The sequence below is a fragment of the Chthoniobacterales bacterium genome, from assembly GCA_035274845.1.
GTDB lineage: Bacteria > Verrucomicrobiota > Verrucomicrobiia > Chthoniobacterales > UBA10450 > AV80.
On the sequence record DATENU010000009.1, the window covers coordinates 14,804 to 40,018 of the forward strand.

Annotated in this window: 26 protein-coding genes; 17 read left to right on the forward strand and 9 right to left on the reverse strand. The window is 60.1% G+C overall.

The annotated features are described in order from the left end of the window. The first annotated feature begins 1 nt into the window (after nt 1). Nucleotides 2-1,384: a sugar MFS transporter gene (locus VJU77_03750; protein ID HKP02455.1), complete on the forward strand. Its 1,383-nt coding sequence runs from the start codon at nt 2-4 to the stop codon at nt 1,382-1,384. A 203-nt stretch (nt 1,385-1,587) separates the two neighbouring features. After that, complete coding sequence (locus VJU77_03755) at nt 1,588-2,694, forward strand: ROK family protein (GenBank protein ID HKP02456.1); 1,107 nt, start codon at nt 1,588-1,590, stop codon at nt 2,692-2,694. Between the two features lie 497 nt (nt 2,695-3,191). Here VJU77_03755 and VJU77_03760 read toward each other — a convergent pair whose 3' ends face one another. Next, nucleotides 3,192-3,584 carry a hypothetical protein gene (locus tag VJU77_03760; protein ID HKP02457.1) on the reverse strand — a complete coding sequence of 131 codons (393 nt, stop codon included), beginning with the start codon at nt 3,582-3,584 and terminating at the stop codon, nt 3,192-3,194. 205 nt (nt 3,585-3,789) lie between these two features. Then, on the reverse strand, nt 3,790-4,074 hold the full coding sequence (locus tag VJU77_03765) for a hypothetical protein (GenBank protein HKP02458.1): 285 nt from the start codon (nt 4,072-4,074) through the stop codon (nt 3,790-3,792). Nucleotides 4,075-4,291: 217 nt separating this feature from the next. On the opposite strand from VJU77_03765, the gene VJU77_03770 reads away from it, so the two are divergent. After that, nucleotides 4,292-4,990, forward strand: a complete 699-nt coding sequence (locus VJU77_03770) for an SDR family oxidoreductase (protein ID HKP02459.1) — start codon at nt 4,292-4,294, stop codon at nt 4,988-4,990. Nucleotides 4,991-5,005: 15 nt separating this feature from the next. Here VJU77_03770 and VJU77_03775 read toward each other — a convergent pair whose 3' ends face one another. Further along, a complete protein-coding gene (locus VJU77_03775; GenBank protein ID HKP02460.1) occupies nt 5,006-5,614 on the reverse strand; it encodes a hypothetical protein in 609 nt (202 codons plus the stop codon). 131 nt (nt 5,615-5,745) lie between these two features. On the opposite strand from VJU77_03775, the gene VJU77_03780 reads away from it, so the two are divergent. The 8 genes from VJU77_03780 to VJU77_03815 all read left to right on the forward strand — a co-directional run bounded on the left by VJU77_03780 (nt 5,746) and on the right by VJU77_03815 (nt 13,311). Beyond that, nucleotides 5,746-7,143 (forward strand): peptide MFS transporter, encoded by a 1,398-nt coding sequence (locus VJU77_03780; protein HKP02461.1) that lies wholly within the window; start codon nt 5,746-5,748, stop codon nt 7,141-7,143. Nucleotides 7,144-7,228: 85 nt separating this feature from the next. Then, the gene (locus tag VJU77_03785) at nt 7,229-8,212 is read left to right on the forward strand and encodes a tRNA-dihydrouridine synthase family protein (GenBank protein ID HKP02462.1); all 984 of its coding nucleotides are present in this window, start codon (nt 7,229-7,231) and stop codon (nt 8,210-8,212) included. Nucleotides 8,213-8,282: 70 nt separating this feature from the next. Continuing rightward, the gene (locus VJU77_03790; GenBank protein HKP02463.1) at nt 8,283-8,738 is read left to right on the forward strand and encodes a GNAT family N-acetyltransferase; all 456 of its coding nucleotides are present in this window, start codon (nt 8,283-8,285) and stop codon (nt 8,736-8,738) included. Nucleotides 8,739-8,749: 11 nt separating this feature from the next. After that, nucleotides 8,750-11,857: an SNF2-related protein gene (locus tag VJU77_03795; GenBank protein ID HKP02464.1), complete on the forward strand. Its 3,108-nt coding sequence runs from the start codon at nt 8,750-8,752 to the stop codon at nt 11,855-11,857. Nucleotides 11,858-11,917: 60 nt separating this feature from the next. Continuing rightward, nucleotides 11,918-12,103: a hypothetical protein gene (locus VJU77_03800; protein HKP02465.1), complete on the forward strand. Its 186-nt coding sequence runs from the start codon at nt 11,918-11,920 to the stop codon at nt 12,101-12,103. Beyond that, nucleotides 12,088-12,390 (forward strand): type II toxin-antitoxin system RelE/ParE family toxin, encoded by a 303-nt coding sequence (locus tag VJU77_03805; protein HKP02466.1) that lies wholly within the window; start codon nt 12,088-12,090, stop codon nt 12,388-12,390. Before VJU77_03800 ends, VJU77_03805 begins: the two co-directional genes overlap by 16 nt. 371 nt (nt 12,391-12,761) lie before the next feature. Then, nucleotides 12,762-13,019 carry a type II toxin-antitoxin system prevent-host-death family antitoxin gene (locus VJU77_03810; GenBank protein ID HKP02467.1) on the forward strand — a complete coding sequence of 86 codons (258 nt, stop codon included), beginning with the start codon at nt 12,762-12,764 and terminating at the stop codon, nt 13,017-13,019. 55 nt (nt 13,020-13,074) lie between these two features. Then, complete coding sequence (locus tag VJU77_03815; protein ID HKP02468.1) at nt 13,075-13,311, forward strand: hypothetical protein; 237 nt, start codon at nt 13,075-13,077, stop codon at nt 13,309-13,311. Nucleotides 13,312-13,358: 47 nt separating this feature from the next. On the opposite strand, the gene VJU77_03820 is transcribed toward VJU77_03815, so the two are convergent. From VJU77_03820 to VJU77_03830, 3 genes are all read right to left on the reverse strand, one after another. Further along, nucleotides 13,359-15,356, reverse strand: a complete 1,998-nt coding sequence (locus tag VJU77_03820) for a tetratricopeptide repeat protein (protein ID HKP02469.1) — start codon at nt 15,354-15,356, stop codon at nt 13,359-13,361. A gap of 177 nt (nt 15,357-15,533) precedes the next feature. Beyond that, complete coding sequence (locus VJU77_03825; protein ID HKP02470.1) at nt 15,534-15,923, reverse strand: DUF4870 domain-containing protein; 390 nt, start codon at nt 15,921-15,923, stop codon at nt 15,534-15,536. Between the two features lie 77 nt (nt 15,924-16,000). Continuing rightward, entirely contained in the window at nt 16,001-16,429 is a 429-nt protein-coding gene (locus VJU77_03830; GenBank protein ID HKP02471.1) for a GFA family protein, read from the reverse strand. A 199-nt stretch (nt 16,430-16,628) separates the two neighbouring features. Here VJU77_03830 and VJU77_03835 point away from each other — a divergent pair, with 199 nt between their 5' ends. From VJU77_03835 to VJU77_03855, 5 genes are all read left to right on the forward strand, one after another. Then, complete coding sequence (locus VJU77_03835; GenBank protein ID HKP02472.1) at nt 16,629-16,949, forward strand: hypothetical protein; 321 nt, start codon at nt 16,629-16,631, stop codon at nt 16,947-16,949. Nucleotides 16,950-16,954: 5 nt separating this feature from the next. Continuing rightward, nucleotides 16,955-17,929: a hypothetical protein gene (locus VJU77_03840; GenBank protein HKP02473.1), complete on the forward strand. Its 975-nt coding sequence runs from the start codon at nt 16,955-16,957 to the stop codon at nt 17,927-17,929. Nucleotides 17,930-17,997: 68 nt separating this feature from the next. Then, a complete protein-coding gene (locus VJU77_03845) occupies nt 17,998-18,915 on the forward strand; it encodes an NADP-dependent oxidoreductase (protein ID HKP02474.1) in 918 nt (305 codons plus the stop codon). 61 nt (nt 18,916-18,976) lie between these two features. Next, on the forward strand, nt 18,977-19,195 hold the full coding sequence (locus VJU77_03850; GenBank protein ID HKP02475.1) for a CDGSH iron-sulfur domain-containing protein: 219 nt from the start codon (nt 18,977-18,979) through the stop codon (nt 19,193-19,195). Between the two features lie 14 nt (nt 19,196-19,209). After that, complete coding sequence (locus tag VJU77_03855; protein ID HKP02476.1) at nt 19,210-19,410, forward strand: hypothetical protein; 201 nt, start codon at nt 19,210-19,212, stop codon at nt 19,408-19,410. Between the two features lie 97 nt (nt 19,411-19,507). On the opposite strand, the gene VJU77_03860 is transcribed toward VJU77_03855, so the two are convergent. Then, the gene (locus VJU77_03860; GenBank protein ID HKP02477.1) at nt 19,508-21,829 is read right to left on the reverse strand and encodes a TonB-dependent receptor plug domain-containing protein; all 2,322 of its coding nucleotides are present in this window, start codon (nt 21,827-21,829) and stop codon (nt 19,508-19,510) included. Nucleotides 21,830-22,064: 235 nt separating this feature from the next. Here VJU77_03860 and VJU77_03865 point away from each other — a divergent pair, with 235 nt between their 5' ends. Beyond that, complete coding sequence (locus VJU77_03865; protein ID HKP02478.1) at nt 22,065-23,093, forward strand: hypothetical protein; 1,029 nt, start codon at nt 22,065-22,067, stop codon at nt 23,091-23,093. On the opposite strand, the gene VJU77_03870 is transcribed toward VJU77_03865, so the two are convergent. Together VJU77_03870 and VJU77_03875 are read right to left on the reverse strand one after the other, a co-directional pair. Next, a complete protein-coding gene (locus VJU77_03870; GenBank protein ID HKP02479.1) occupies nt 23,090-24,490 on the reverse strand; it encodes a heavy metal sensor histidine kinase in 1,401 nt (466 codons plus the stop codon). The two genes, VJU77_03865 and VJU77_03870, sit on opposite strands and share 4 nt — an antisense overlap. Next, nucleotides 24,471-25,142 carry a heavy metal response regulator transcription factor gene (locus VJU77_03875; protein ID HKP02480.1) on the reverse strand — a complete coding sequence of 224 codons (672 nt, stop codon included), beginning with the start codon at nt 25,140-25,142 and terminating at the stop codon, nt 24,471-24,473. The genes VJU77_03870 and VJU77_03875 overlap by 20 nt, the downstream gene beginning before the upstream one ends. Between the last annotated feature and the right edge of the window lie 73 nt (nt 25,143-25,215).

The window sequence follows — 25,215 nt, forward strand, 5'->3', positions numbered from 1 at the left end:
GATGTCCGCCGCGCCCGCTCTCTCTGCTCCCCGCCGCACCTATCGCGGTCCATTCGCGATCATGACTCTGCTTTTCTTCCTCTGGGGATTCATGACGGTCTTCAACGACATCCTGATCCCGCGCTTCAAGGATGCCTTCACCCTGGATTACTTCCACGCCATGCTGGTGCAGTTCGCGTTCTTCGGCGCCTACTTCATCGGCTCGCTCCTTTACTTCGGGATTTCCGTCGCCATCGGCGATCCGATTGCGCGCCTCGGCTACAAGAACGGCGTGGTCACCGGATTGCTGATCTCGGCCGCGGGCAGCTCTCTCTTCTGGCCCGCAGCGACGTCACTTTCCTACCCGCTCTTTCTGGCCGCGTTGTTCGTGGTGGGCCTCGGTTTTGCCATGTTGCAGATCGCCGCTAATCCGTACGTCACGATCCTCGGGCCGGAACGGACCGCTTCCAGCAGACTCAACCTGGCCCAGGCTTTCAATTCGCTCGGCACAACCCTGGGGCCGCTGGTGGGCGGCTATCTGATCTTTCAATACTTCGCCCGCACCGGCGCGCATGGCACCGAATCGGTCAAGGCGCCTTACCTCGCGTTTTGCATCGTCTTTTTGATTCTCGCCGGGATTTTTTTCTTCGTGAATCTCCCGCACGTTGGGGAAGGGAGGATCGAGCCCGGTTTTGCCGCGCTGAAATTTCCTCACGTACCCTTGGGAGCGCTCGCGATTTTTCTCTACGTCGGCGGGGAAGTGGCGGTGGGCAGTTCCATCATTAGCTTTCTCGGGCAGCCCGGGGTCGCCGGCCTGACGCCCCTGCAGGCGAGCGGATATGTTTCCCTCTTCTGGGGAGGAATGTTGATTGGACGTTTCATGGGTGCGGTGGAGTTGAGCGATCTGACGCCCGCGACGAAACGGCTCCTGCTGGGCGCGATCCCGATCGCGGCCTGCCTGCTAATCGGGGCGATCCGGAGTTGGTCGATTGTTCTGATGTATCTGCCGTTTGTCGCGCTCTGCTGGCTGCTGTTCGTGGCGGGCAAATCACTGGCGGCACGGAGCCTGATGATTTTTTCGCTGACTGTGGTGGGATTGCTTCTGATCGCCATCCTGGCCGGAGGGAAACTCGCCATGTGGTGCGTGGTAGGCGCGGGCCTTTTTACCTCGATCGGCTGGTCGAACACGTTCTCGCTCGCGATCGAAGGAACGGGAATCTACAAGAGCCAGGCCTCCTCACTTCTGGTCATGGCCATCCTGGGCGGCGCGCTTCTTCCACCCTTGCAAGGTCATATCGCCGATCGCTGGAACCTCCAGATTTCCTATGTCGTTCCCCTGCTGGCCTACGCTTACGTCGCGTTTTATGGATGGAAAGGGCACAGGGTGGGACGGGGGATCGGATAAACTCGAATCTCGAAGCACGCCGTAACGCAGCTCGCGGAGCGAGCGAGGCCGGGCTTTCCAATCCGAAACAATTTTCGAATGACCAAACCAAGATCAATACCGAAACGGTTTGCCGCTTCCCGTTTCGAGCCTTCGACCTTTGAATTTCGGAAATTGTTTCGAGCTTCGGATTTCGAGCTTCGGATTTCGCCCTCGAGCGCCTCATGAGAACAGATTATTCCAACGATTCCCGCATTGTCCTGACCCTCGACGGTGGCGGGACCAGCTTTCGCTTCAGCGCCACCCAGGGAAACCGTTCGATCGTTGAAACCATTATCCTGCCTTCTTCCGGCGATAATCTGGACCGTTGTCTCGCGAACATTGTCGAAGGGTTTGATCGAGCGAAAGCGAAATGCCCGCAACCGCCGGTCGCGATCAGCTTCGCTTTCCCGGGCCCGGCCGATTATCCAAACGGCGTCATCGGCGACCTGCAACATCTTCCGGCCTTTCGCGGCGGAGTGCCGCTGGGACCGATCCTGGAAGAGCGGTTCGGGGTTCCGGTTTTTATCAACAACGATGGCGATCTCTTTGTTTATGGCGAAGCCATTGCCGGCTTTCTCCCCTGGGTGAATGGTTTGCTGGAACAGGCCGGGAACCCGAAACGCTACCAGAACCTTTTCGGAGTGACGCTTGGCACCGGTTTCGGCGGCGGCCTCGTCCGTCGGGGCGAGCTTTTTCTGGGTGATAACTCGTTAGGCGCCGAGATCTGGCTGCTGCGGAACAAGCTCAATCCGCAAAGCTGGGTCGAGGAAGCCACCGGGATCCGCGCGGTCCGCCGGGTTTACGCGGAGAAGGCGGCCATTCCGCTCGGCGAATCTCCCGAGCCGAAAGTCATCTTCGCGATTGGGCAGGGCCAACATCCAGGGGACAAGGCCGCGGCCCGCGAAGCCTTTCGTCAACTGGGCGAAGTTGTCGGCGACGCACTGGCCCAGGCGTTGACCATCGTGGATGGCCTCGCTGTGGTCGGCGGTGGTTTGTCCGGGGCGTGGCCTTTGTTTTCGCCTGCGCTCATGGCGGAATTGAACGGCAGTTACGCGAAGTCGGATGGCGAGGCCTTGCCTCGCCTGATTCCCGAAGCATTCAATCTCGAAGACCCGGAACAACGGCGGAACTTTCTCCAAACAACCGTGCGCCAGATCCCGGTCCCCGGCAGTCCGCGCCGCGCGACCTACGATCCCCGTCCGCGTCTCGGTGTCGGGCTCTCCCGTCTCGGGACGAGCGAAGCCGTGGCGATCGGCGCCTACGCGTTTGCGTTGCAAAGACTCGTGTGATCACGGCAGCAGCTCAACGACATACGGCCAGAAAATAATCGCGCCAATCACCGCGGCGGCGAGAGCCGTGATCAGGACCGCGCCCGTTTGCGCGTCATTTCGGAATCAGTTGCGCTCGCCATGCAGGATCGTAGTGCGCGGCTCCAATAGATTCGGTGGGGCAGCTCTCAAGTGCTTCTGCTGCGAGGGCGAGTTCTTCGGCTGTGGCGGGCTGATGGAAAACGTATGCCCAGCCGCTCGCTCGGTCCTCGCGAAATACGGCGGGCGCGGCAAGGACACACAGCTCACAGTAAATGCAGCTGGAGTCCACGAAGAAACGACCAGGAACATTCTGCGGAACTCTGTCGTGCGAGTCAGCCATCGGTCTAACGAGAACAAGATGAGCGACGGCGGACGAGGGCGCGCGTCGCTCGGGGTGAAGGTGTGGAAGTCATCTGAAATGTGAATACTCAGCGGTCCGCCGTTCGCTCGATCGTCTGGTTAGATGCGTTGATAGTCTAGTGGACTTTCTTCATGCCATCCCCGAAATCAGAAAGCGGTATGTGAGGGTGCTCGAGAGCGAATGGGTAATGGGGATCATGGACGTAGACGAACTCAGCGCCCTCAATGCTCCAGCGCCCATGCGTGACGGACCGCGAGTCCGGATGATCCTCGTCGCGCTCCGATTCGAGGAACCACTCGTCGAACCGATGATTCGGCCGGATTCTCATGCGCCCAACCGCATCAACGGTTGTCCACTCCCAGACGCCGATGATTCGCTTTTCTGTCGCGGAAAGATGCGAGAAAAGCACTGCGTCCCGAATGCGGAGTGCGGCAAACGCTACGACCGAGCTACCAGCCAACAAGACAAGCGCAAGCAAAAGCTTCTTGTGTCGCGTGGCGCTTAGCATCTAACGAGAATTAGACGTAAGTTTGTCTTTATAGGCGTAAAGTTTTACGTCTATCACGGCGCGTGAGGCGGACGCTCGAACCGGGGGCATGCCACGGAGGTTATCCGCCCCCTGCTTGCTGGACAAGGCGAAATCAGCCATGCAGGGCAGGCCGACGGTCTGAGACCGCGCTACATTGACATCGTGGCTGGAGCGACCGGCGCAATCAGGCTTCGGCGGCCTGACTGAAATCCGAGTTCGGCTCTTTCCATTCCTCCAATGGCTCTCTGGTGGAATCGAGATCGGTAAAGCGCACGGTGCCGTCGGTGCGAAACTCGAAACTCCATCGCTCTCGTTCGGCGGTCACAAAGATGTGGCCGAACTGCGCCTGGATGGAATCGTCTTTCGAAACCAAGACGAGCAATTTGTCGCAACCGACAATGCTCTGCCCGTAGCGCTGAATTTCAGCGCGGATCTGGGCCAGTTGAGCTTCAGCCTGAGGCGAAAACATACCGGCATTTAACGCATGGTGCGTGCCAACCAGCCTTCGTCGCCCGGGGCAGGACTACGGCGTTAAACGGGTTGTAGCGTGCGATGTCATCAGCGCACAAATCGCGTTCACCAGCCTCCGCTGACGACAGCGGACACTACCAGCGCCCGGAGGACAATCGTCTGTCATTTAAAATCCTTGGTGTCCCTTTGCGATCGTTGTGTGAGGTTTCTTTAGAATGAGAGACGCAAAGACAGCGCTGGTCACCGGCGCCAACAAGGGAATCGGCTTTGAAGTGGCGCGGGAACTTGCGCGGCTGGGCCGGCGGGTTTTTCTCGGCGCGCGAGACGCGAAAGCTGGACAGGCGGCGGCCAAGAAGCTCAGTCGCGACGGCGACATCGTTTTTCTCGAGATCGATGTCTCGGACGCCGGCAGCATCGCTCGCGCAGCGGAAGAGTTCGCTCGCCAGGCCGATCGACTCGACGTTCTCGTCAACAACGCCGGCATCCTCCTCGATGAGGACAAGAGTGCGGTCACCGTCACGCCGGAGATTTTCGAGACGACCTTGCGCACGAACACCCTTGGGCCCTGGTTAGTGGCGCAGGCTTTCGTGCCGTTGCTCAAAAAAAGCAGCGAACCGCGGATCGTGAACGTTTCGAGCGGCGGCGGTCAGCTCGAGGACGGCGCCGATGGCTGGGCGCCGGCTTATTGCGTTTCGAAGACGGCGTTGAACGGCGTGACGGTGCAGCTCGCCGCCGCTTTGCCAAAGTGCGCGGTGAACAGCGTCTGTCCCGGCTGGGTCCGCACCGAAATGGGCGGGGAGAGCGCCACCCGTTCCGTCGCTGAAGGCGCCGCCACCATCGTCTGGCTCGCCACCGACGCGCCCCACAACCTGACCGGTAAATTCGTCAAGGACCGGAAAGTGATTCCTTGGTGAGTTCCTCGCCCAATCCTACCCGTCCCAAGGCAGCCGCTTCATCTCCAGCTTCAGGATAGCTTCGGCCCGGTTCGAAAATCCCTGGCGAACCGCCCAACCTTTGCCCTGGAGAGTTTCAGGACCTTCGATCTCGGTCCATTTGCCATCCTTCTTTAAGACCGCGAGCCGGGCACAGCCAAAGTATTCCAACTGGTCACCGCCGGGCTCTGTGAATTGGGGGAAAGAAAGCACCATAGTCCCGTCGGCGATTTGATAGATGAGAAGATGCAGCAGAACCGGACCTCCAAAATGAGGCTTATCGAGCGAGAAGTATCCGGCGATCTCGATCTCTTTTGCCAATTGGAGAGCGAGCGCGTCGAAACGGCCGTCCAATTCCGAGTGCGCCACTCTCACGCCGGAGAGGCGCGTTCCGGATAGATTCCCGCGGACCGCCACCCATCCCTGGACGGGCGAAATCAGGAGGCTCCGATAGAATTTCGGGCTGATCGATCTTTGCAGCGCCCGGGTAGAGATAACATTCAGGTCCGTGATCGTGCGGGCTTTGCTTGGCGGCAGCGCAGCGAGGTTGGAGTGAGGGAATCCAGCAAGGACCACTACGCCCAAAAGGAGAAACAGCGTCTTCATGCGCCGAGTCTGACGAGGAGAAAACGCGATGTCGAGAAAATGTCACAGTCCGGTTCCTTGGTGACCTTGGTGAGGCCTCCCTTTGCAACTCGTCACTTGTCACCTGTCACCCGTCACTTCACCATCCTCCCATGACCGCTACCGCCGAGCCCGATGACTCCGCACCGTTGACCGGGGAAGAACATACGCCCGGCTTGCTCGGCCACCCGCGCGGCCTCTGGTTCCTCGCCTTCACCGAAGCGTGGGAACGCTTTTCCTATTACGGGATGCAAACGCTCCTCGTCCTTTACATGGTGAAGTATCTCCTCCTCCCCGGACGGATCGAGCGCGTGATGATCTTCGACGCGTTTCGCCAGCTTCCTTTGTACAGCGGCCTCGATGGGCAACCACTCGCTTCGGCGATCTTCGGCACCTACACCGCCAGCGTTTATCTCAGCCCGATTTTCGGCGGCTTCCTCGCCGACCGCGTCCTGGGCCGGCGCCGGACCGTATTGCTCGGCGCGCTCACCATGGCGGCAGGCCATTTCCTAATGGCGTTCGAAACCGCGTTCCTTTTCGCGCTTCTTTGCCTGGTGCTCGGCTGCGGGATGTTCAAAGGCAACATCGCCAGCCAGGTCGGCGCGCTCTACAAACCCGAAGACCTCCGTCGCGCCGACGCCTTCCAGATTTTTTACATCGGCATCAACGCCGGCGTCATTATTTCGCCTCTCATTGTCGGTTCGCTGGGCGAAAAAGTCGGCTGGCATTACGGCTTCGCCGCGGCCGGCGTCGGAATGCTCCTCGCTATCGGGATTTATTTGTCGGGCCAAAAATATCTTCGGGCGAGCGACAACAACCCACGCCTTGCCTCCGTGAAGAAGGTGCCAAAGGCGAAGCTTACCAAGCAGGAATGGACTTCCGTCATCGCGCTGATCCTCCTCATCCCGGTCATGGCCGTCGCACTGATTCCGAACAACCAGATTTTCAACGCTTACCTCGTCTGGGGCGACCGGCAGTTCGATCTTGTCTTCATGGGCAAAACGCTGCCCACCTCCTGGCTCGTCACTCTCGACGCGATCGTCAGCGTCAGCTTCCTGGCAATCGTCGCGATCTTCTATCGCTGGTACGGCAAGCGTTGGCGCGAGCCGGATGAAATCACAAAGCTGATCATCGGCTCGGTTTTCTCGATCGGTGGCGCGCTCTGCCTTTTCACCGCGGCCGCGACCCAGGGGGCCGGGCAAAAAATCGGCCTCTTCTGGCCGGTCGCGTTCCATTTCCTGAACAGCATCGCGTTCGCCCACATGCTGCCGATTGGCCTCGCCTTGTTCGCGAAGTACGCGCCGAAATCGATTAACGCCACCATCATCGGCCTCTATTATTTGGCTTTCTTCACCGCGAACACCATGGTCGGCTGGGTCGGCGGCTTCCTCGAGAAATGGCCCACGACCAACTTCTGGCTCCTCCACGCCGCCTTCGCCCTTGGCGCCGGAATTTGCTTCGTCTTGTTCAAGCTCCTCGTCAGCCGGCGTCTAGAAGTGGAGCCGGCCTAGCGGCGCCGCTACAACACGTCACTCGTCACTTGTCACATTCCAAAACCTGCTGCGCAGTGACGAACCCATCCTCGCCCTCGCGCCGATGCAGGATGTCACGGACCTGCCGTTCATGCGGCTAATAAGCGGCTACGGCAACGCGGACGTTTATTTCACCGAATACTTCCGGGTCCTGCCGGAATCGCGACTCGATCCGCAAATCCTCGCCTCCATTACCCAAAACCCGACCGGCCGTCCCGTCATCGCGCAGATGATCGGCAATGATATCACTGCTCTGGTCCGCACTGCGCGCGAGCTCCAGCAGCATCCGGTCGCGGCGATCGATTTGAACCTCGGCTGCCCGGTGCCGATCGTGTATCGCAAATGCGCCGGCGGCGGGTTGCTCCGCGATCCCGATCGCATCGACCAAATCCTGGGCGCGTTGCGAGAAGCCATCGCCATCCCGTTCACGGTGAAAACGCGGATTGGTTTCGATGACGTGGCTGTTTTCGATGAGCTCCTGCCGATTTTTGTTCGCCACTCGCTCGACCTGCTCACGGTCCACGCCCGCACCGTCAAAGAGATGTATCGCAGCGCACCGCGTTACGAATTCATCGCGCGCGCCGTCGCCGCGATGTCTTGTCCAGTGCTGGCGAACGGTAACATTTACTCCGCTGGCAAAGCGGACGAAGTCCTCGGCCTCACCGGCGCGCGCGGGCTGATGATCGGCCGCGGTGTGATCCGTAATCCCTGGCTCTTCCGCCAGATTCGCGAGCAGCGTCGCGGCCAAGCCATCTTCCGTCCTACCGGCCGTGACGTCCTGGAGTACGTGCACGCGCTTTACGACGCCGTCAGCAAACCCGGCATCCGTGAGTCCGCCCAGATCAACAACCTGAAGAAGTACATGAACTTCATCGGTCTCGGCGTCGAACCGACCGGCGAATTCCTCCACCAAATCCGCCGCGCCACTACTCGCGCCGATTTCTTTGCGCTCTGTCGCGAGTTCCTCGATCACGACGACCCGATGCCGCTCGAGCCCTTCACGATTCCCTTGAAGCCCACGGACGTAATGGCCGGCGCGATGCGTTGAGGGGGAAGCTATAGCGCCCTGCAACCTGAGCCATTGAACTCGCCCGCCAGAAGGGGAGAGTCCATCTCGCGTGCAATTCAAAATCGACGATCTTAGCGGGCCCGAGATAGTGGCGCTTCTGGCGGAGCATCTCGCCGGCATGCGCCGTCTGTCGCCACCGCAGAGTGTTCATGCTTTGCCCATTGAAGGCTTGCGTCGTCCGGAGGTCACGTTCTGGAGCGTGTGGGAAAACGGCGAGCTCCTGGGTTGTGGCGCGCTCAAGGAGCTGGGCCTGCAGCATGGTGAGATCAAGTCCATGCGGACGGCGTCACGCCATCTGCGCAAAGGAGTCGCGCGCGCAATGCTTCAGCACATTATCGAAGAAGCGGAGCGCCGAGGTTATCGCACGCTGAGTCTCGAGACCGGCGCCCAGCCGGGGTTTGAGCCGGCTCGCCAGCTCTACGCGCGTGCTGGATTCACCGTCTGCGGACCATTCGCTGATTACACCAATGATCCGAATAGTATTTTCATGACGAAGGAAATTTGAGTGCGCCCGCGATGACAACCGCGCCCCCGCTTACCGAAAGACTCCTGATCAACGCCGGCGGCTGGCCTGCGATGAAGGCTGCGCGCGACGTCGTGAAGGCGGGCCGCGTCACGGAAGCGCGCTACGAACCGCCGTTGCTCACCGGCTTCGTGCGCGAAGGGATAAAGAACTTCCGTTCCGGCCTGCGAATTAAGAGCGCGGAAGACGTGGAGAATCTTTGCACCTGTTGGGAATCCCGCTCGAGCGGCAAAATCTGCGCGCATTCCGTCGCCGTGGGTCTCTCGATTCTAAGGCCGGTACCGGCGATCGTTCCCACACAGCCGAAGATCGCGGAAGCTCCGGCCGGTCCAGAGTTCGCCGCCGCCGGAACCGCCAAAGCGAAACCGGCAAAACTCCATTTGATTCTGCCGCCGAATTTCATGTCGGCGTGGGCGAAAGGCCAGGTGATGCTGGTCGTCGAAGCCGAAGTGGGTGCAAACCGCACGTTGCTCTCTGCCTTGCCGAAGAACGCGACGTTCGCTTGCGACGAGGCGGACCTCGCCCTCGCGGAAGAATTGCGCGCCTTCCCCGCGCTCTTTTCCAGCGGCATGGCGTTGTCATCGCGTGACGCATTTTTGCGTCTCCTGCCCTCGCTTCAAAATCATCCGCGCGTCACCTTCGGAAAAGCGATCCCGGCGACGATTTCGTCGGCCGTAATTCGCCCCGAACTGGAGATCGAGCAGCGAGAAAGTGGGGGCATTATGGTGAGAGCGAAGTCGATGCCGAACACGATGCTTCTCTGGAACGCGAGCGAGGCCTGGTTCCTCCGTGGCCACGAATTCGTGCGTTGCGGCGAAGCCTTGCCGGCGGGCGCAGCGCATTTGCTCGGTTCGCCGCTCGAGCTGGCGGGGGATCGCGCTCTGCAATTCCTCGCGTTCGATCTGCCCCGCCTGCGCGAAGCGTTCGATATCAACGCAACCGAAGGCCTCCGGCTGCCCGAAGTGGTCCCGGCCACCCCCGCCTTCGCATTGCGATTAGCGGGCACGCTCAATAGCGTCACCGGCGAGTTGCTGTGCACGTATGGCGATCGTCCCCCATTCAAGGCCTCGACCAACGAACAGGACCTGTTCGTGTTCCGCGATCCGCAGAACGCTGAACGCATCCTCCTGCGGAATATCGCCGCGGAACGAGCCGCCGTCACGCGCCTCGAACGGGTCGGATTCGCGCGCACGGACGCCGCCGGTTTCGTGTTGCACGGGCAACCCGAAGTCGTGCGCTTTTTCGCCGTCGATTACCCGAAGTTCCAGCGCGACTGGAACGTTACCCTCACCTCGCAGGTGGAGAAATGGAGCGGCGAAATTGAGCGCGTCACCCCCAGGCTCGAGATCGTCGGGTCGGGCGTGGATTGGTTCGAGGTCCGCTATTCGCTCGTCACTCCCGGCGGCCAGGAATTCTCGAATGCCGAGATCCAGCAATTGCTGCGGTCCGGCCGGAACCAGACGCGCCTTAAGAATGGGCGCCTTGTCGTCATCGACACCGCCGGGCTCGAGGATTTCGAGCAGGTGATCCGCGATTGCGATCCGGCGCAAACCGAGCCCGGCCTTTACCGGATCAATCGGGCCCACGCGCCCTACGTTGAAGAAACGGCCCGCGAACTGGGATCGTCCATCGCCGATCGGCGGGAAGCGCTGAAGAAATTTATCACCACCCAGACCGCTTCGGTTGGCGACGCCAACAAGAAACTCGGCTCGCTCGCGACGACCTTACGTGAATACCAAATCGCCGGGTTTGCCTGGCTCACCCGGCTGGCGGCCAACAATCTCGGCGGCATCCTCGCGGACGAGATGGGGCTCGGCAAAACCGTGCAGACGCTCGCGTTTCTCCGTGCTCATCAAGGCAACGGCCCGGCGCTCATCATTTGCCCGACATCGCTCGTCACAAACTGGCAGAGCGAAGCGCAGAAGTTCACGCCCGAGCTGAAGACGCTCGTGCTCGAAGGAGCGAACCGCGCGGCGCTCTTCAGCTCGATCGCCGACGCCGACATCGTCATCACCAGCTACGCGCTCCTGCGTCGCGACATCGACGCTTTACGGGAAATCCAATTCTCCACCGCCGTGCTCGACGAAGCGCAGCACATCAAAAATCCCGAGACCCAGAATGCGCAGTCCGCTTTTGCCCTCCGGGCGAATCACCGTTTCGTCCTGACCGGTACGCCGATGGAAAATTCCGTGCGCGATCTCTGGTCGATCATGAATTTTTCTCTCCCCGGGTACCTCGGACCGCACAAGGATTTTCGCGAACGTTACGAGCTGCCCCTCGCACGTGGCACTGCGCCCGACGTGCAGCGACGGCTCTCCCGCCGTATACAGCCCTTCCTCCTTCGACGCCGGAAACGCGACGTTGCCAAGGACCTCCCCGAGAAGATCGAACAGGTCGTCCCGTGCAGCCTGACCAGCAGCCAACGTAGCGCCTACGACGCGCTTCTTCGCGAAATCCAAAGCGGCCTCAGCAGCGTCGCTAAGGGCGCAAAGACAAACGCCGGCGCGCAACGAATGAAAATGCTGACCGGCCTGCTCCGCCTGCGCCAGGTCTGTTGCGATCTCCGCCTCGTCGGTCTCGAGAAGGAAGACCCCTCCGCCAAGATCGAGCTCCTCGACGAATTGCTAGAGGAGGCGATCGACGGCGAGCATCGCGTTCTCGTCTTCAGCCAGTTCGTATCGATGCTCCACCTCGTCCGCGATCGCTTGGAGGAACGCAAACTCTCCTACTGCTACCTCGACGGCTCCACGAAACAGCGGCAGGAAGAGGTGAACCGTTTCCAGGAAAACGCCAACATTCCGATTTTCCTGATCAGCCTGAAAGCCGGCGGCGTCGGCCTCAATCTTTCCGCCGCCGACACCGTCATCCACTTCGATCCCTGGTGGAACCCCGCCGTCGAAGCCCAGGCCACCGACCGCGCCCACCGCATCGGCCAAACCCGCGTCGTCACCGCCTACAAACTCATCACCCGCGACACCGTCGAAGAAAAAATCCTGAAACTTCAGGAAAAAAAACGCGCCGCCATCGACGCCGCCATCGACAGCGAAGAACCCCTGATGAACGGCCTCACAACCGAAGAACTCGAAGAACTGTTGAGCTGACGCACGGGCACGCGAACAGCGGCGTTGTCTTATAGCGAACATTTCGCTACGCTTAAGAGTATGAGCGTCAAAGAACAGGTCCTCCAGGCGATTAATCGCCTTCCGTCTGACGCGAGCTTCCGCGATGTCACCGAAGAGATCGCCTTCCTTGCGGCGATCAAGGAAGCCGAGCAGGACATTGCGGACGGTCGCCTGATCACCAACGAGCAGATGAAAACTCGGATCGGTGAATGGACCGGAAACTAGTCTGGACCGAGCGGGCTTCGAACGACATCGAAGCGATCGTTCGCTATATCGCGCGGCGCGACCCAGCCGCGTCGGCGCGCGTTGGGTTCGGCATTTACGACCGCGCCCAAATTCTTCTCCAGCATCCCGAATCAGGAACGATTCTCGACGAATTAAGAGAGGGCGGGTGGCGCAAACTGATCTTTCTGCGATGGAAAATCGTCTACACCGTCCGCGGGGATAACATCATCATTGGCCGGGTGTGGCCAGCCGCGATGGGCGAAGCCGACTTCGAGACGCCGCTCTAAAAACGCCGATTCTAACTCGCGGTTACTGAATGAATCGGATTGTCATCGGATAGCGGTAGAACTTCGGGGACTTTCGAATTTCGAGTGTCGAATTGCGATTGTTCTGTTGGCATTTGGACGTCTGACAGAACGCGAACTCTCTGGGAACGCTTCGCACAGCGAAGCGACTACAGAAGAAGGCACCTTCGCTTACTGCGCTTCGCACAGTTTTTGAAAGCGAGGATCGTTCCGGATCGGGTTCCAGACAGGGTCGGCGCGGAGGAGGGCGGGGCTTGGGCAATTTTCGAATGTCGATTTTCGAGTGGCGATTGATTTCTGTATGAGGAAAGACGAATTGACTCCCGTCGAGTTTATTGCTAGGTAGAATAGCGATGGATTCTACCTATTCAGTCACTCAGGCGCAGACGAATCTGCCACGGCTGATCAAAGAGGCGGCGGATGAAGGGTCCATCGCCATCACCCGGCATGAGGAGACGGTTGCCTACCTGATCTCGCGTGGGCGGATGGATGCGATCATGGAGACGTTGGATCTGCTGGGAAATTCGGCGGCGATGAAGGCGCTACGGGATTACGAGATGGGTAAGATGAAGTTTCTGCCGCTCTCGGCGTTGAATGGAGACAAAGGTTGAGCTTTCGGAGCAGGTCGTCCGTTTTGTGGCAAGACGAGCTCCGGAGCCACGCCGGATGTTACGCGAAGCCTTGCGCGCGCTGAAACGCGAGCGGGGTGATATCCGCGCTCTCGAAGGACCGCTGGAGGATTACCATCGCCTGCGGGTGGGCGGTTACCGGATCATATTTGCTTACAAGGTTTCCGGGAAGCGCCGAACAATTCAGTGCATCTACGCGGAACGACGAAGCGCGGTTTACGAGACGTTCCAGCAGCTTCTGCGAAAGCACCTCTTGGAAGCAGGGAAGGAATGACGGGCGGGTCGCTTCGCACAGCGAAGCGGCTACAGGAGAACGCCTGGTTACTGCGTTTCGGACAATTTCTGAAAACGCGGATCGTTTCGGATGGGGTTCCAGACAGGGTCGGTGCGGAGGAGGGCGGGGGTGATGCAGTCGTCGCCGGGTTTCCCAAGGAGATCGCGGAGGATTGAGATGGCTTCGGCGGCCTGGCCGAGTTGGGCGCGGGCAATCGCGATGTCCAATTCGAGGGTCGGGCCTCCAAAGGCGTCCTTCGCGATCTTGTTTTGCAACTTCGCGGCATACTGGTCGACGGCGGCCCGGTTGCCGAGCGCGGCTTCCGCCATCATCAGATCTTCGAGGTAGCCTTCGCCGACGCTTTGCTGGCGCAAGGCTTCCAATTCGTCCCGCCCCTGGGTGAGGTCGCGCGTCCCGCCTTCGGTGTCGCCGGCCAGGCGTTTGGCCAGGCCGAGATGGGTGCGATAGACGGCCCGCAGATTAGGCGGCAGAGGTTCCTTGCTGGCGAGGAGCTGTTGCAACAACGCGACCGCCTCAGGGAATTTTCCGGTAGCCATGAGCTGGGTGAAGCGCGGCTGGAGGACTTCGGGCTCGCCAGGATCGACCGAGAGCCATTCGATTAATCTGCCGGCCGCGTCGAAATTGCCCTCGGCCTGGTTGAGCCTGGCCTTTCCAGCAAGAAGATTCTGATTGTCGGGCGAAATTGCGAGGGCGCGATCGAGCGACGCGTGCGCTTCCGGGAATCTGCGCAAGCTCCGATAGGTTACCGCCTGTTCCGCGAAGATGATGGGGTTGCGCGGATCGAGCTTCGAGGATTGCGCGTGGTGAGCGAGTGCTTCGTCCCACTTGCCCTGCCGTCGTTTCACGTAGCCGGAGAATTCCAGCGACATCGCGCGATTGACGCCGTGTTCAATCGCTTCCTCGAAGGCTTTCAGGGCGCCGTCGTAGTCGCTCAAGGCGCGATAACGGTAGAGTCCGAGCGCGAACCAGGCGTCACCCAAGTCGGGCTGCAATTTCGTCGCGTTATCCAGGGCGCGCTTCGCCTCGGCCAGCCGCACGGCGGTCGGGTCGTAGGTTGCGTAGTTCAGCGTGTGCACGGCAGACAGGTTCGCCCATGCGACCGCGAAGCTCGGGTCCAGCTCGACGGCCCGTGAGTATGCCTCGGTCATTTTCTGGAGGCCTTCCGGTGAGAGACCGAACCCGCCCCAGATCGCCAGGCCGCGGAGAAAGGCATCGTATGCTTCCGGGTTCTCCGTGGGACGCAGGGCGACGGCTTGTTGCTCGCGGCTGGAGAGCTTTACCCGGAGCGCTTTGGCCACTTGCCCGGCGATGTCGCTTTGCACGGCGAAGATGTCGGCCAGTTTTCGATCGTAAACTTCGGCCCAGACATGAGTGTCCGTCAGCGCGTTGATCAACTGCACATTGACGCGGATCTGATCGCCGACCTTCTGGACACTTCCTTCCAGGACAAACGCGACGCTGAGTTGCTTCGCGATCTCCGACAGGTTTTCGGGCGAGCTTTTGTAGCGTTGCGTCGACGTGCGCGAGATCACTTTCAAGTCATCGATCTTCGCGAGGCGTGTCAGGATTTCGTCCTGGATGCCGTCAGCCAGATAGGAGTTCGCCTTGTCTTCGCTCCGATTCTCGAATGGCAATACGGCGATTGATTTTGCGAGCGCCGTCGAGCCGGACGCTTGTTGCGAGGCCGTGTAGCGGCCGAGAAAGAAAAGCGCCAGCGAAAGAAGGCCGGCAGCGAGAACAACAAATATCCAGGCATGCCCTCTCGACTGCGTCTGAGGCGCCGCGTCCGCTTCCTCCGTCCGCTTGATTCCTTCCGGCGTGAGCTCGAAGGCCCACGCGATGACGAGTGCGAGCGGGAAACCGACAATGATCGCGAGCACGATCAAGCGCACCGCCCAATTCGGAATTTCGAAGAACGGAAAAACCTGGGTCGCGACCTGGACGATCAGCCAGCCGACGACGGTGTATGCGGCCGCAACCTTGTAAACGTTGCGTCGCTTCAGCTCGGCGAAAAAGGTAGCCATCGGGCAGGCGCGAGCGCCCGGTCGTTTCTAGCGGAATTCGGACGCGCGCGGCAATCGAAGACTGCGGTTCAGAATTTCGATTGATCGATGGAGCTGGAGCTCTGACCCAAAACGAGGCCGCCCCGAGGACGCTTCGCACAGCGAAGCGCATACAGAAGAGGCCTCTATGCGCTCCGACTACTGAATGAACCGGATCGTCATCGGGTAGCGGTAAAATTTGCCGTCGCTGGCCTGGATGGCGGCGATGATGACGAAGATGGCGTTCAGGATCCAGAGGATGGCGAGGAAGACGAAGCCGACCAGGACGAGGCAAAAGACCGCGGCGATGGCGTTGTAAATCAGCATCGAGATCTGGAAGTTGACAGCTTCCTTGCCGTGCGCGTCGAGCTCGGGGGCGTCGTCGCGTTTGATCAGCCAGAGGATGAGCGGTCCGAGGAGGTGGCCGGGGAAATGGATGAAGACCCCGAGGAGGGCGCTGGCGTGGATGAAGGCGCACCAGGTGCGGACATTCGCGACGGCGGAGACGTTGACGGGGGTGGGCGGCGGTTGTGGGTATGAGGTTTCCATGGCTTCTATTGAATGGACGAACCGAGGCGGGGGTTTGGATTCAAGAATTTGGGGGAAAGGGGCGAGGGACGAGGGGGCTATTCGGGCATTGTTTCGCCGGAGCCGCCGATCTCGGAGGGGAAGTCGCGCATTTTCGGGAGACCGTCCTTTATCGGCAGAACGGTTTCCTCGTAGTTAAGGTGGACGCCGGCCTTGAACGGCATCGTGGGAATTACAGCGGCGGGGACGTCGACCAAGCCCAGCGAATCGTGATCGGTCTTCACAATGCTGCCGCATTCGGTGCAAAAACGGCGGTCGCTCATGGGCGAAGACATGAAGTGCCCGAGGGAATCTTCGCCTTTGGTCACCTTCACGTTCTCAGGTTTCCAGAGCGTGAAGGCATTGATCGGCGCGCCAAGGTAGGATCGGCAGGCCTCGCAGTGACAATAGCCCATGCCTTCGGGCGCGCCGGTCGTCTCGATGGTTACGGCGCCGCAATAACATTTTCCAGGGTATGTGTCGGCCATGGTTCTGATCGTAGAATCGACTCCGAATATTCGCAACCAGATCGGTTTTCTGGCTGTAGCGACGGCGCTCTGTCGCCGTAAACACGCGTCTCGCAAGCCACCCGTGGTACGCCGACAGAGCGGCGTCGCTACAACAAGGAGCATCGGCGAACCAGTTTTGGTTTGTCGATCAGCGCCGGATTTTGGCAGGCTCTCCGGAATGAAATATGTGACAGCGATCGCAATCGCGGCGCTCGCGTTTCTCGCGCTCGCGGTCCGGGCGGGCGACAAGAAGGGCGCTGCTTCAAAAGTCCATGGGCGCATTCAGTACGTGACCAGTTTCCCTGATTACAAGGTGCAGGCGGTCACGAGTTTCCCCGATCTGCGGGTCCAGATCGTGACGAGCTTCCCGGACAAGCCGGGGATGTGGCAGATCGTCGATTCGTTCCCCGATTACAAAATTCAGATGGTGAATTCCTTCCCCGACTTCACCATCCAGTACGTGGAGAGTTTCCCGGGAGCAGCGAAATGGGTCATATAGGTCGTATGCGACTTATTTTGAACCTTGCGCTCGCTGCGGTTGCCCTGACCCAATCGCAGGGCGGCTTCCCGGTCATTGGGAAAAAAACGGTCGTGCAGTTTCTTTCGGCGAAGGAGAGCCAGCCGCTGATCACGGCCCAGGATGATTTTGTTAAGCGACTCAGTCCGTTCGATCGCGCTGCTCGACTGAAAGTGGGCCGGCCCGTGTCCGAAGCCGAGTACCTCGCCTTTGTTGGAAAAAACGTTCGGGATTGGACCGAGCCGGAGATCCAGAAACTTCGAGCGGTTATCGACGAAATCCCGTCGCTCCCGGTTGAGTTCCCGTTTCCACCCGCGATCCAACTCATCAAGACCACCGGCGTCGAAGAGGGGAACGCCGCTTACACCCGCGGCACCGCCATCATGATTCCGGTCGAGCTATTGGCCAAGCCTCCGCCTGACCTCAAGAAGCTCGTGTGTCACGAGATGTTCCATATTCTCTCCCGGGCGAACCCGGCCTTGCGCGAGAAGCTCTATTCCGTGATCGGCTTCACCGAGTGCGAGGAGATCGAGCTTCCTCCTGAGCTGGCCTCGCGAAAGATCACCAACCCCGACGCGCCCCGGAACGATCATTTTATCCAGTTGAAAATTGGGGACGAAAGTTTTCTGGCCGTCCCGGTCTTGTTCTCGACTTCGGAACAGTACGATGAAAAACGAGGCGGCGAATTTTTCGCTTACCTGAAGTTCCAGTTTCTGGTGGTCGAGAAAACCAGCCAACCGGGCCGGCTCAAAGCTGTTTCCCGGACCGGCTCGCCTCGCCTGGTCGAGGCACGGGCCGTAACCGGCTTCTTCGAGCGGATCGGCCGAAACACGGACTACATCATTCATCCGGAAGAAATCCTGGCGGACAATTTTGCGCTTCTGGTCTTAGGCGGAGAGAAGGTCGCGTCGCCGGAGATTTTGGAGAAGATGAAAACGATTTTGTTCCCTAAAGTGAAGTAGATCGTATGCGATTTGCACTAGTTCTGCTCGTTTGCGCATTCGCGCTCGCACAAGCCAACGCTTCCAACATGAAGGCCGTCGTCCTGCACGAGTACGGCGAAGACGCGCCTCGGCCGGCACCGAAGGATAACGAGGTGCTGGTACGGGTGATCGCGTGCGGAGTGAATCCAGCGGATCCGCTCGTGATCTCCGGGCGATTGGCGCAGGAATTTGGAACCCACCTGCCGCTGATTCCCGGTTACGACGTCGCGGGGGTGATCGAGAAGACCGGCGCCAAGGTCACAAAGCTCAAGGTGGGCGACGCCGTGTATGGTTATGCGCTCTTCGGCGGCGGTTGGGCGGAGTACGCGGTCCTGGCGGAAAACGAGGCGGCGCTCAAACCGAAGTCGGTCGGCTTTGTGGATGCGGCGGCGGTGCCGCTGGCGGCGTTAACGGCCTGGCAGGCGTTGCTCGACGTGGCGAAACTGAGCGCCGGCCAGACGGTGCTTATTCACGGCGGCTCGGGCGGAGTGGGCAGTTTCGCGATCCAGATTGCAAAAGCCCGCGGAGCGCGAGTGATCGCGACGGCGTCCACCGCAAACCAGGACCTGCTGAAGCAGCTGGGGGCGGATGTCGCCATCGATTACACGAAAACAAAATTCGAAGAGGTGGCGAAGGACGTGGATGTGGTTCTGGATGCGGTCGGGCGCGATACCCTGGCCCGATCCTACGCGGTCGTGAAAAAGGGAGGAATCATTGCGACGCTGGTGGCGCGGCCAGGCCAAGCGGAACTCGATAAGCATGGAATCCGTGGCGCGTCGATTTGGGGAAAGCCGGATGCAAGCGAACTGGCTGAGATCACCAGGCTGATCGAGGAAAAGAAAATCAAGCCGATCGTGAGCGAGGTCCTGCCGTTGAGCGACGCCGTCAAAGCGAGCCAGCAGGCGGCGACCCATCACACGCGCGGCAAAATCGTGCTCAAGATCGCGGAGGAACCGAAGAGTTGACGCGATCTTTTTTGTGGATCGGACTCGTCACCGCCCCAGTCTGGACTAAACTCTCAGGATCATGCCTGACGTAACGATCGAGACTATCAACAACGGGCCTTACATCGTGACCGGCCGCGTGGAGCTGAAAGACGATGATGGGAACGCCTATCCGGCAAAGGACCGGATCGCGCTGTGCCGCTGTGGCGCGTCGACGACGAAACCGTTCTGCGACGGCACCCATTCCAGGATTGGATTTCAGGCGGCGGAGAAAGCAGTCCCCGGTTCCGCCGAGGGTTAACAAGAACGAACTCGATGCCCAAGCCAAACCCCAAAGCTGTCGCCGGCCCCAGACCGGCCAAGGGGAAACCGGTCATCCTCCTGCTCGAGGAATACGAGGATTTGCTGGACGAAATGCAGGACCTCGCGACGAACGCGCGCCGCCTGAATCAGACCACGATCCCGCTCGCCGAGGTGCGGAAGCGGATGAACAAGGTCGCCGCCTTGCGTCGGTAAGAGTGGATCGCGGATCGGTTGCGCGAGACAAAATCAGCACGCCTTCAGTGCCAATTCTGCCAACGCACAGAGCGCACGATCCACCCCACCGAAATCATCAGAATTCGACCGACAAGCCGAGGTGACCTGAGCGGCCCGGAGCGGGATCGATGCTGCCCCCGCCGAACGGGAACACGCGAGAGTAGTATTTCTCATCGCTCAGGTTGGAGATGCCGCCGAAAACACGGACGTTGTGGGTGATGTAGAATTCGCCGGAAAAGTTGAAGACCTCGTAAGACGGAATGGTTGTCAGCGGAATGGACGCGCTGCCCAGGTTTGAGTCCTGCCAGAACTGCTCGGACACGTGGACGGCTGAAAACGTGATGTTGAAACACTGATCACGCTTAAAGGTGATCCCGCCTTTGACGACGACGTCAGGCGCGTAGGCCGGTTCGTTACCGACAAAGGTCTGTGTCGTCCCGGGAATGATTTGGGTGCTTTCGGTGAACTCGGCGTCGAGCAGCTGGAGGTTAGTGAAAACGATCAGCTGGAGCGGATGCCACGGACGGGTAGTCGCTTTCACCGTCGCTTTCGAATCTTTCGCATCCTTCGCTTCAGTGACCGCCGCGAGCGGCTCATGCTGGAACGGGGCGAGGAGGTCGTAGGCGATTTCGCCTTCGAAGCCACGGTGGCGGGTGTTGCCGCTGTTGAAAGCGAGGGTGTCGAACGGACCGCCGAGTGGGTCGGGGCGAGTCTCGATGCGGTTATCGAATTGCATCCAGAAGAGGCCGACATCGTACCAAAAGCCCTTGATCGGGGTGCCGTGGACGCCCAACTCGATGTCCAGGGAACGGAACGGATCGGGCGTGGTTCCCGGAGTAATGGCCGTCCGGGTGCCGGCTACGTCAAAGAAACGAACGGGACGCCATCCGGATGAGGCGCTGAAATAGGTTTCGTTGCCCTTTCCGAAGTCGTTCCCGAGTCCGATGCCCCAAAGCGGGATCAGCTTGTCCGCGCTGCGGCCGGAGGGCGTGCCGGGCGTAAAGTAGGGCGCGACCCTGGCGTCGACATCGACGCTTTCATGATCGAGCCGGAACGAGGGCACGATGTGGAAAGCACCGAAACGGAAAACGTTTTCGATAAAGAACGCCTGGTAATCAGCGCTGCGCTCCTGATCGAGCGCGACCAGGCCGGAAGTGGTTCCGCGCGGCGCGGTGAGGAAGCCGGGACCAACATTGCCCAGACTGCCAGCGGTGTTGTTCAGCGTGTAACGCTGGAACGGTGCGTCACCATGGTAAACCAACCCGCCGAACGTTAGGGCGCTCCCACGGAGCATGGTGCCTTCGCCCCAACGCAGCCGCGCGCGCAGGTCAAAGCCACCGTTATTGAATTCCTCGTATCCAAACGTGGTGTTAGTGGGGAACGCGCCGGTTACCGGGTTGATGTTCGCGGCCGAGCGCGCGTCGATGTCCTGGTGCGTGTACCAACCTTTGGCCTGGATTAGCCAGTCGCCCAATTCCAGTTCGTATCGGAGCACGGCGGTATAACGATCTACCCAGTTGTGGTTGTAGGGCGTGACAGCCTGGTCCGGGTTGGCCAACCACTGCGCGTAGGTCAGCCGGCCCGGATCTTCGCCGTCGAATTCGCTGGCGTGCACGTCAAGGGCGAGGAGCTGGTGCGAGTCTGGACGCCAACCGAGGTAGCCGTTCGCCTGCCACAGATCGTAATGATTGGAGTCGCGCTGGGTGTCTGAGGTGCGATAAAAGGCGTCCGCCCGGAACTCCACCGGGCCGTTTGCTTCTTCGACAGACGCGTAGCTGGAATAAGTGTCATCAGGACCGCCTGTCTGTTCCAGGTAAGCGTGCCAGGGGGTGCCGGGAGCCGGACGCTTGGTGACGTAGTTGATCGCTGGGGCGGGTTCCGGTCCGTAAAGGAGACTGCTACCGCCGCGGATGATCTGGATTTCACTGACACTTTGCGGAACGGGCACGTAGTAAAGCGTCGGGAACCCAATCCAGTCGCTCATCAAGGGGAGACCGTCCTGGAGGAAAAGGGTGTATTCGGATTCCTGCGGGTTGCCGAGGCCGCGGTAGGTAAAGTTGTACTGCCCCGGGTTTTGCTGCTCGCTGACGATAAGGCCGGGGGCTTTAACGAACTGCTCCTGCAGGTTGTTGTTTTGGATGGGTGGCTGCTTATCGAGCTTAATCACCGTCGCTTTCTTCGTGACGGTGATTTGCGTGCCATCCACTTCCCGCATGATGTGCTCGAGCTTTGGCCGGGTGTCGTCGTGCGGATGCGGAGTGGCGGTTGCCGTCACCACGATCCGCTCTGAGGTCACGTCCTGGGCGAAGAGCGACGGACTCAGGGCCAGACAGGCCAGAAGAACGAGGCTGCTCGCCAGCAGGCTGCCTTTTGATCGGGACAGGATTTTGTGGTGCATAATATTTGTTTTGAAACGGATGTTTAGGTTAAGAAAAGTCGTTTAAGGATTGATGGTTCGCCCAGCGCGCGGCGCCCGGGGCGGGTCCCCCGGGCCAAGCACGGCGAGTGGATTACAGAGTCGTAATCTCCAGCGCAAGCCTTTTTTTACGTTCTTGTAATGTTCCGGCCGGCCTTCCCTTAGGGGCGAAATTTTCTTCTTGTTAGGCAAGCCGTCTTTCGATTACAAAAGCGTCATGTCCGCCTTTCGCCCTCTTCTCCTGGTCCTGTGCGCGCTTTTTGCCGTCACAGTCATCCCCGCTATTGCCCAAACGCCGCAAACTCCAAGTGTCGTCGTCACCGGCGAAGAAATTCCCAGCGCCTACGGCGCGCCGCCCGGCATTTCGCGCACCCGATTTTCACCTTCCGTAACGGCCTATGTTCTGCCGCCGTGGTGTTTCTATTTCGGATCGATCTGGCAAGGTGACATCAGCGGTCAGCCGCCCTTCCATCAGTTTACCCAGGAAGTCGAGATGGGGTTGCCCGGCCGTTTCGGACTGGCCGGCGAAGTGACCTTCCAACGATTTGGCGGCGGCGGCGATGCCCGGAGCATTTCGCTCGAAGCGCGTTATGCCCTGGCCGATTGGAACAAGATTCCGCTCAACCCGACTATCTTCCTTGAATACAAATTCGGGACGGGTCGCATTCTCCAGGAGGAAGGCGGCGACGAGGGCGAAAAGGAGATGGACTCGGCTCTCGCCCTGGTGCGGAAGCAAAAAGTCGCGACGCGCTTCCAATCGATCACGGGCAAAGGGGGTGGTGGCGACGACGATAAGGACAAGGAGGACGATGAGGAAGAGGGCAGGCCACGCCAACCTGACGCCGCCGAATTTCGTCTTCTCCTGGCCCAGGATTTTGGTGAGCACGTGGAATGGGCATTGAACGGATTTGTCGAGCAGGAGGTCATGGGCGACCGCGGACGGGAATGGGGCTTCGCCCAAAGCGCGGTCATCCCGCTCACCCGAAACGAGAGACTCAAGGCGGGGGTCGAGATGCAGTACAAGAATTTTACCGATAAAGACACCCGCGACGATCCCACGCACAGTTTCGTGATCGGGCCGACGATTGCGTGGAAGCCTTCCAAGAGCACCCGGCTGGATGTTTCGACCCTCTTCGGGCTCACGGAAGACTCGCCGGATCTCCAGGCGTTCGTCGTTTTCTCATGGCTGCTCGGCAATCCCGGGAATGGCGAAGCCGAGGCGCCGGTTTCGACGCGCAATCGTTAGCGCTCGGCCGATTTGGGAAACGAAAGGGTGACCACGGTTCCCCGGCTAAGGTCGCTTTCGATCCTGGCCGTGCCGCCGTGTAAATCCATGATCGACTTTACGAGCGCCAATCCGAGGCCCAGACCGTCGGAGGCGCGCGAGGCATCAGCGCGATAGAAACGATCGAATACGCGCGGCAAGTGTTCCTTCGCTATGCCGCTGCCAGTGTCCTTGACCGAGACTTCTGACTGGTTGGCCCGCTGGGCGACCGAAATCGCAATCGTGCCGCTGGGGGGCGTGTGGTGCAGAGCGTTTTCCACGAGATTGCTTACCGCCCGGCCAAAGAGCATCTCGTCGGCGAGGATGTCCCCTTCACCGGTGCAGGTAATGGTGAGCTTCTGTTCATCGGCGACGGGTTCGTAAAACTCCGCGATCTTTTCGATCGCAGCGCGCCCGGGGAACGGTGCGCGCTGGACGTGGCCTTCAGCCGCCTCGGTGCGGGCGAGGAAAAGCAGGTTATCGACGACGTGGCTGAGCCTCTGGCATTCTGCCACGGAAGATTCGATCACGTCGCGGTATTCGTCCGCCGTTCGGCTGCGGGTGAGCGCGACCTCCGCTTCGCCGCGAATATTCGCGATCGGAGTGCGGAGCTCGTGGGCGAGATCGGCGGAGAATTGCGAAAGACGGGTGAAGGAGTTTTCGAGGCGGTCAAGCATGTCATCAAAAGCGACCGCTAGCGGCTGAAGTTCCCGGGGCCAGCCAACGGCGGTAACGCGCTCGTGGAGTTGCTTTGGACCGACCCGCTTTAGCGCGCGCGTCATTTCACCAAGCGGCCGGAGTCCCCGTTTGGTGACGGTAATTGCAATCAGGGCCGAGGCCAGGACACCGAGGGCCAGCACCGCAACGAGCAGCCCGGCGAACTGCTTCATGAATTGGTCGTCCGCAGAACGGTCCTGGGCGAGTTGGATGATATAGGATTGGCCGGTTGGTTCCTGGGCTTTCGTGATAAGGGAAAACAAATGCCCGCTAGTCCGAAGATTTGTCGGGTTAGGCGTGGACGAATTGGAATTCCCGGGTTTAGGAAAAACCTGGGGCGGCAAGAGCGCAGTCATTCCCGGGGTCTCTGCGACAATCTGATTTGCTCCATCCAGGATCCGAATCCAATAGGTGGCGCGGTCCCCGGCGCGCTCGACCTTTAGTTCCTCGTTAATGATCCGGAGGCCGCCGGTCGCTTTCAGATCCGCCTGCACAGCGAGGAGTTTGTCGATCAACACCGCATTGTCTTCCTCGAAGGCGTGCCCCACGACGATCCAGTAGAGCGTGCCCAAGCCGCAGGTGAGGAGCAACGCCGCCGCCAGCGTAAAGAGCACGACCAGCTGCGACGCGATCGACCGCGGTTCAGCCGGTTTTGAGGACATAACCGGCGCCGCGGACGGTATGGATCAGCTTTGTCTTGAACGGGTCGTCCACTTTCGCGCGCAACCGCCGCACCATCACGTCCACCACGTTGGTGCTGGTGGCGAAATTAATGTCCCAAACATGCTGGGCGATTTCCCCGCGCGAAACGACTTCTCCCGCGGAACGGACCAGGTGGGAGAGGAGAAGAAATTCCTTGGCCGTAAGGTTGAGCGCGGTGCCGGAACGGGTGGCCTTGTTCCGGCGCGTATCGATTTCCAGGTCGTCGATTCGAAGGTGCTCCGGCGGCTGGTCCGGCGAGCGCCGCAATAAGGAACGCACCCGGGCGAGCAACTCCGAAAACGCGAACGGCTTCACCAGGTAATCGTCCGCGCCAAGCTCGAGACCTTTCACGCGGTCGCGCACGCTGTCGCGCGCCGTGAGAAAAAGAATCGGGGTGCGCATGCCGCCTTTCCGCAGTTCCGCGACCACGGTCCAGCCGTCCATTTTTGGCAACATCACGTCCACGATGAGGAGATCGTGTTTTGAGCCGCGCGCGAGTTTCAGGCCGTTTTCGCCATCCTGGGCGATCTCGACCGTGTAGCCATCTTCCAGAAGGCCCTTGGCAAGAAAAGCCGCGGTCTTTTTCTTGTCCTCGATTAGCAGCACTCGCATTTGCGCAGTATAGGGCTTACCCCGCAGCACTCAAGATTCCGCGACGGTCGAGGCAAGCTCACGCAACATTTAC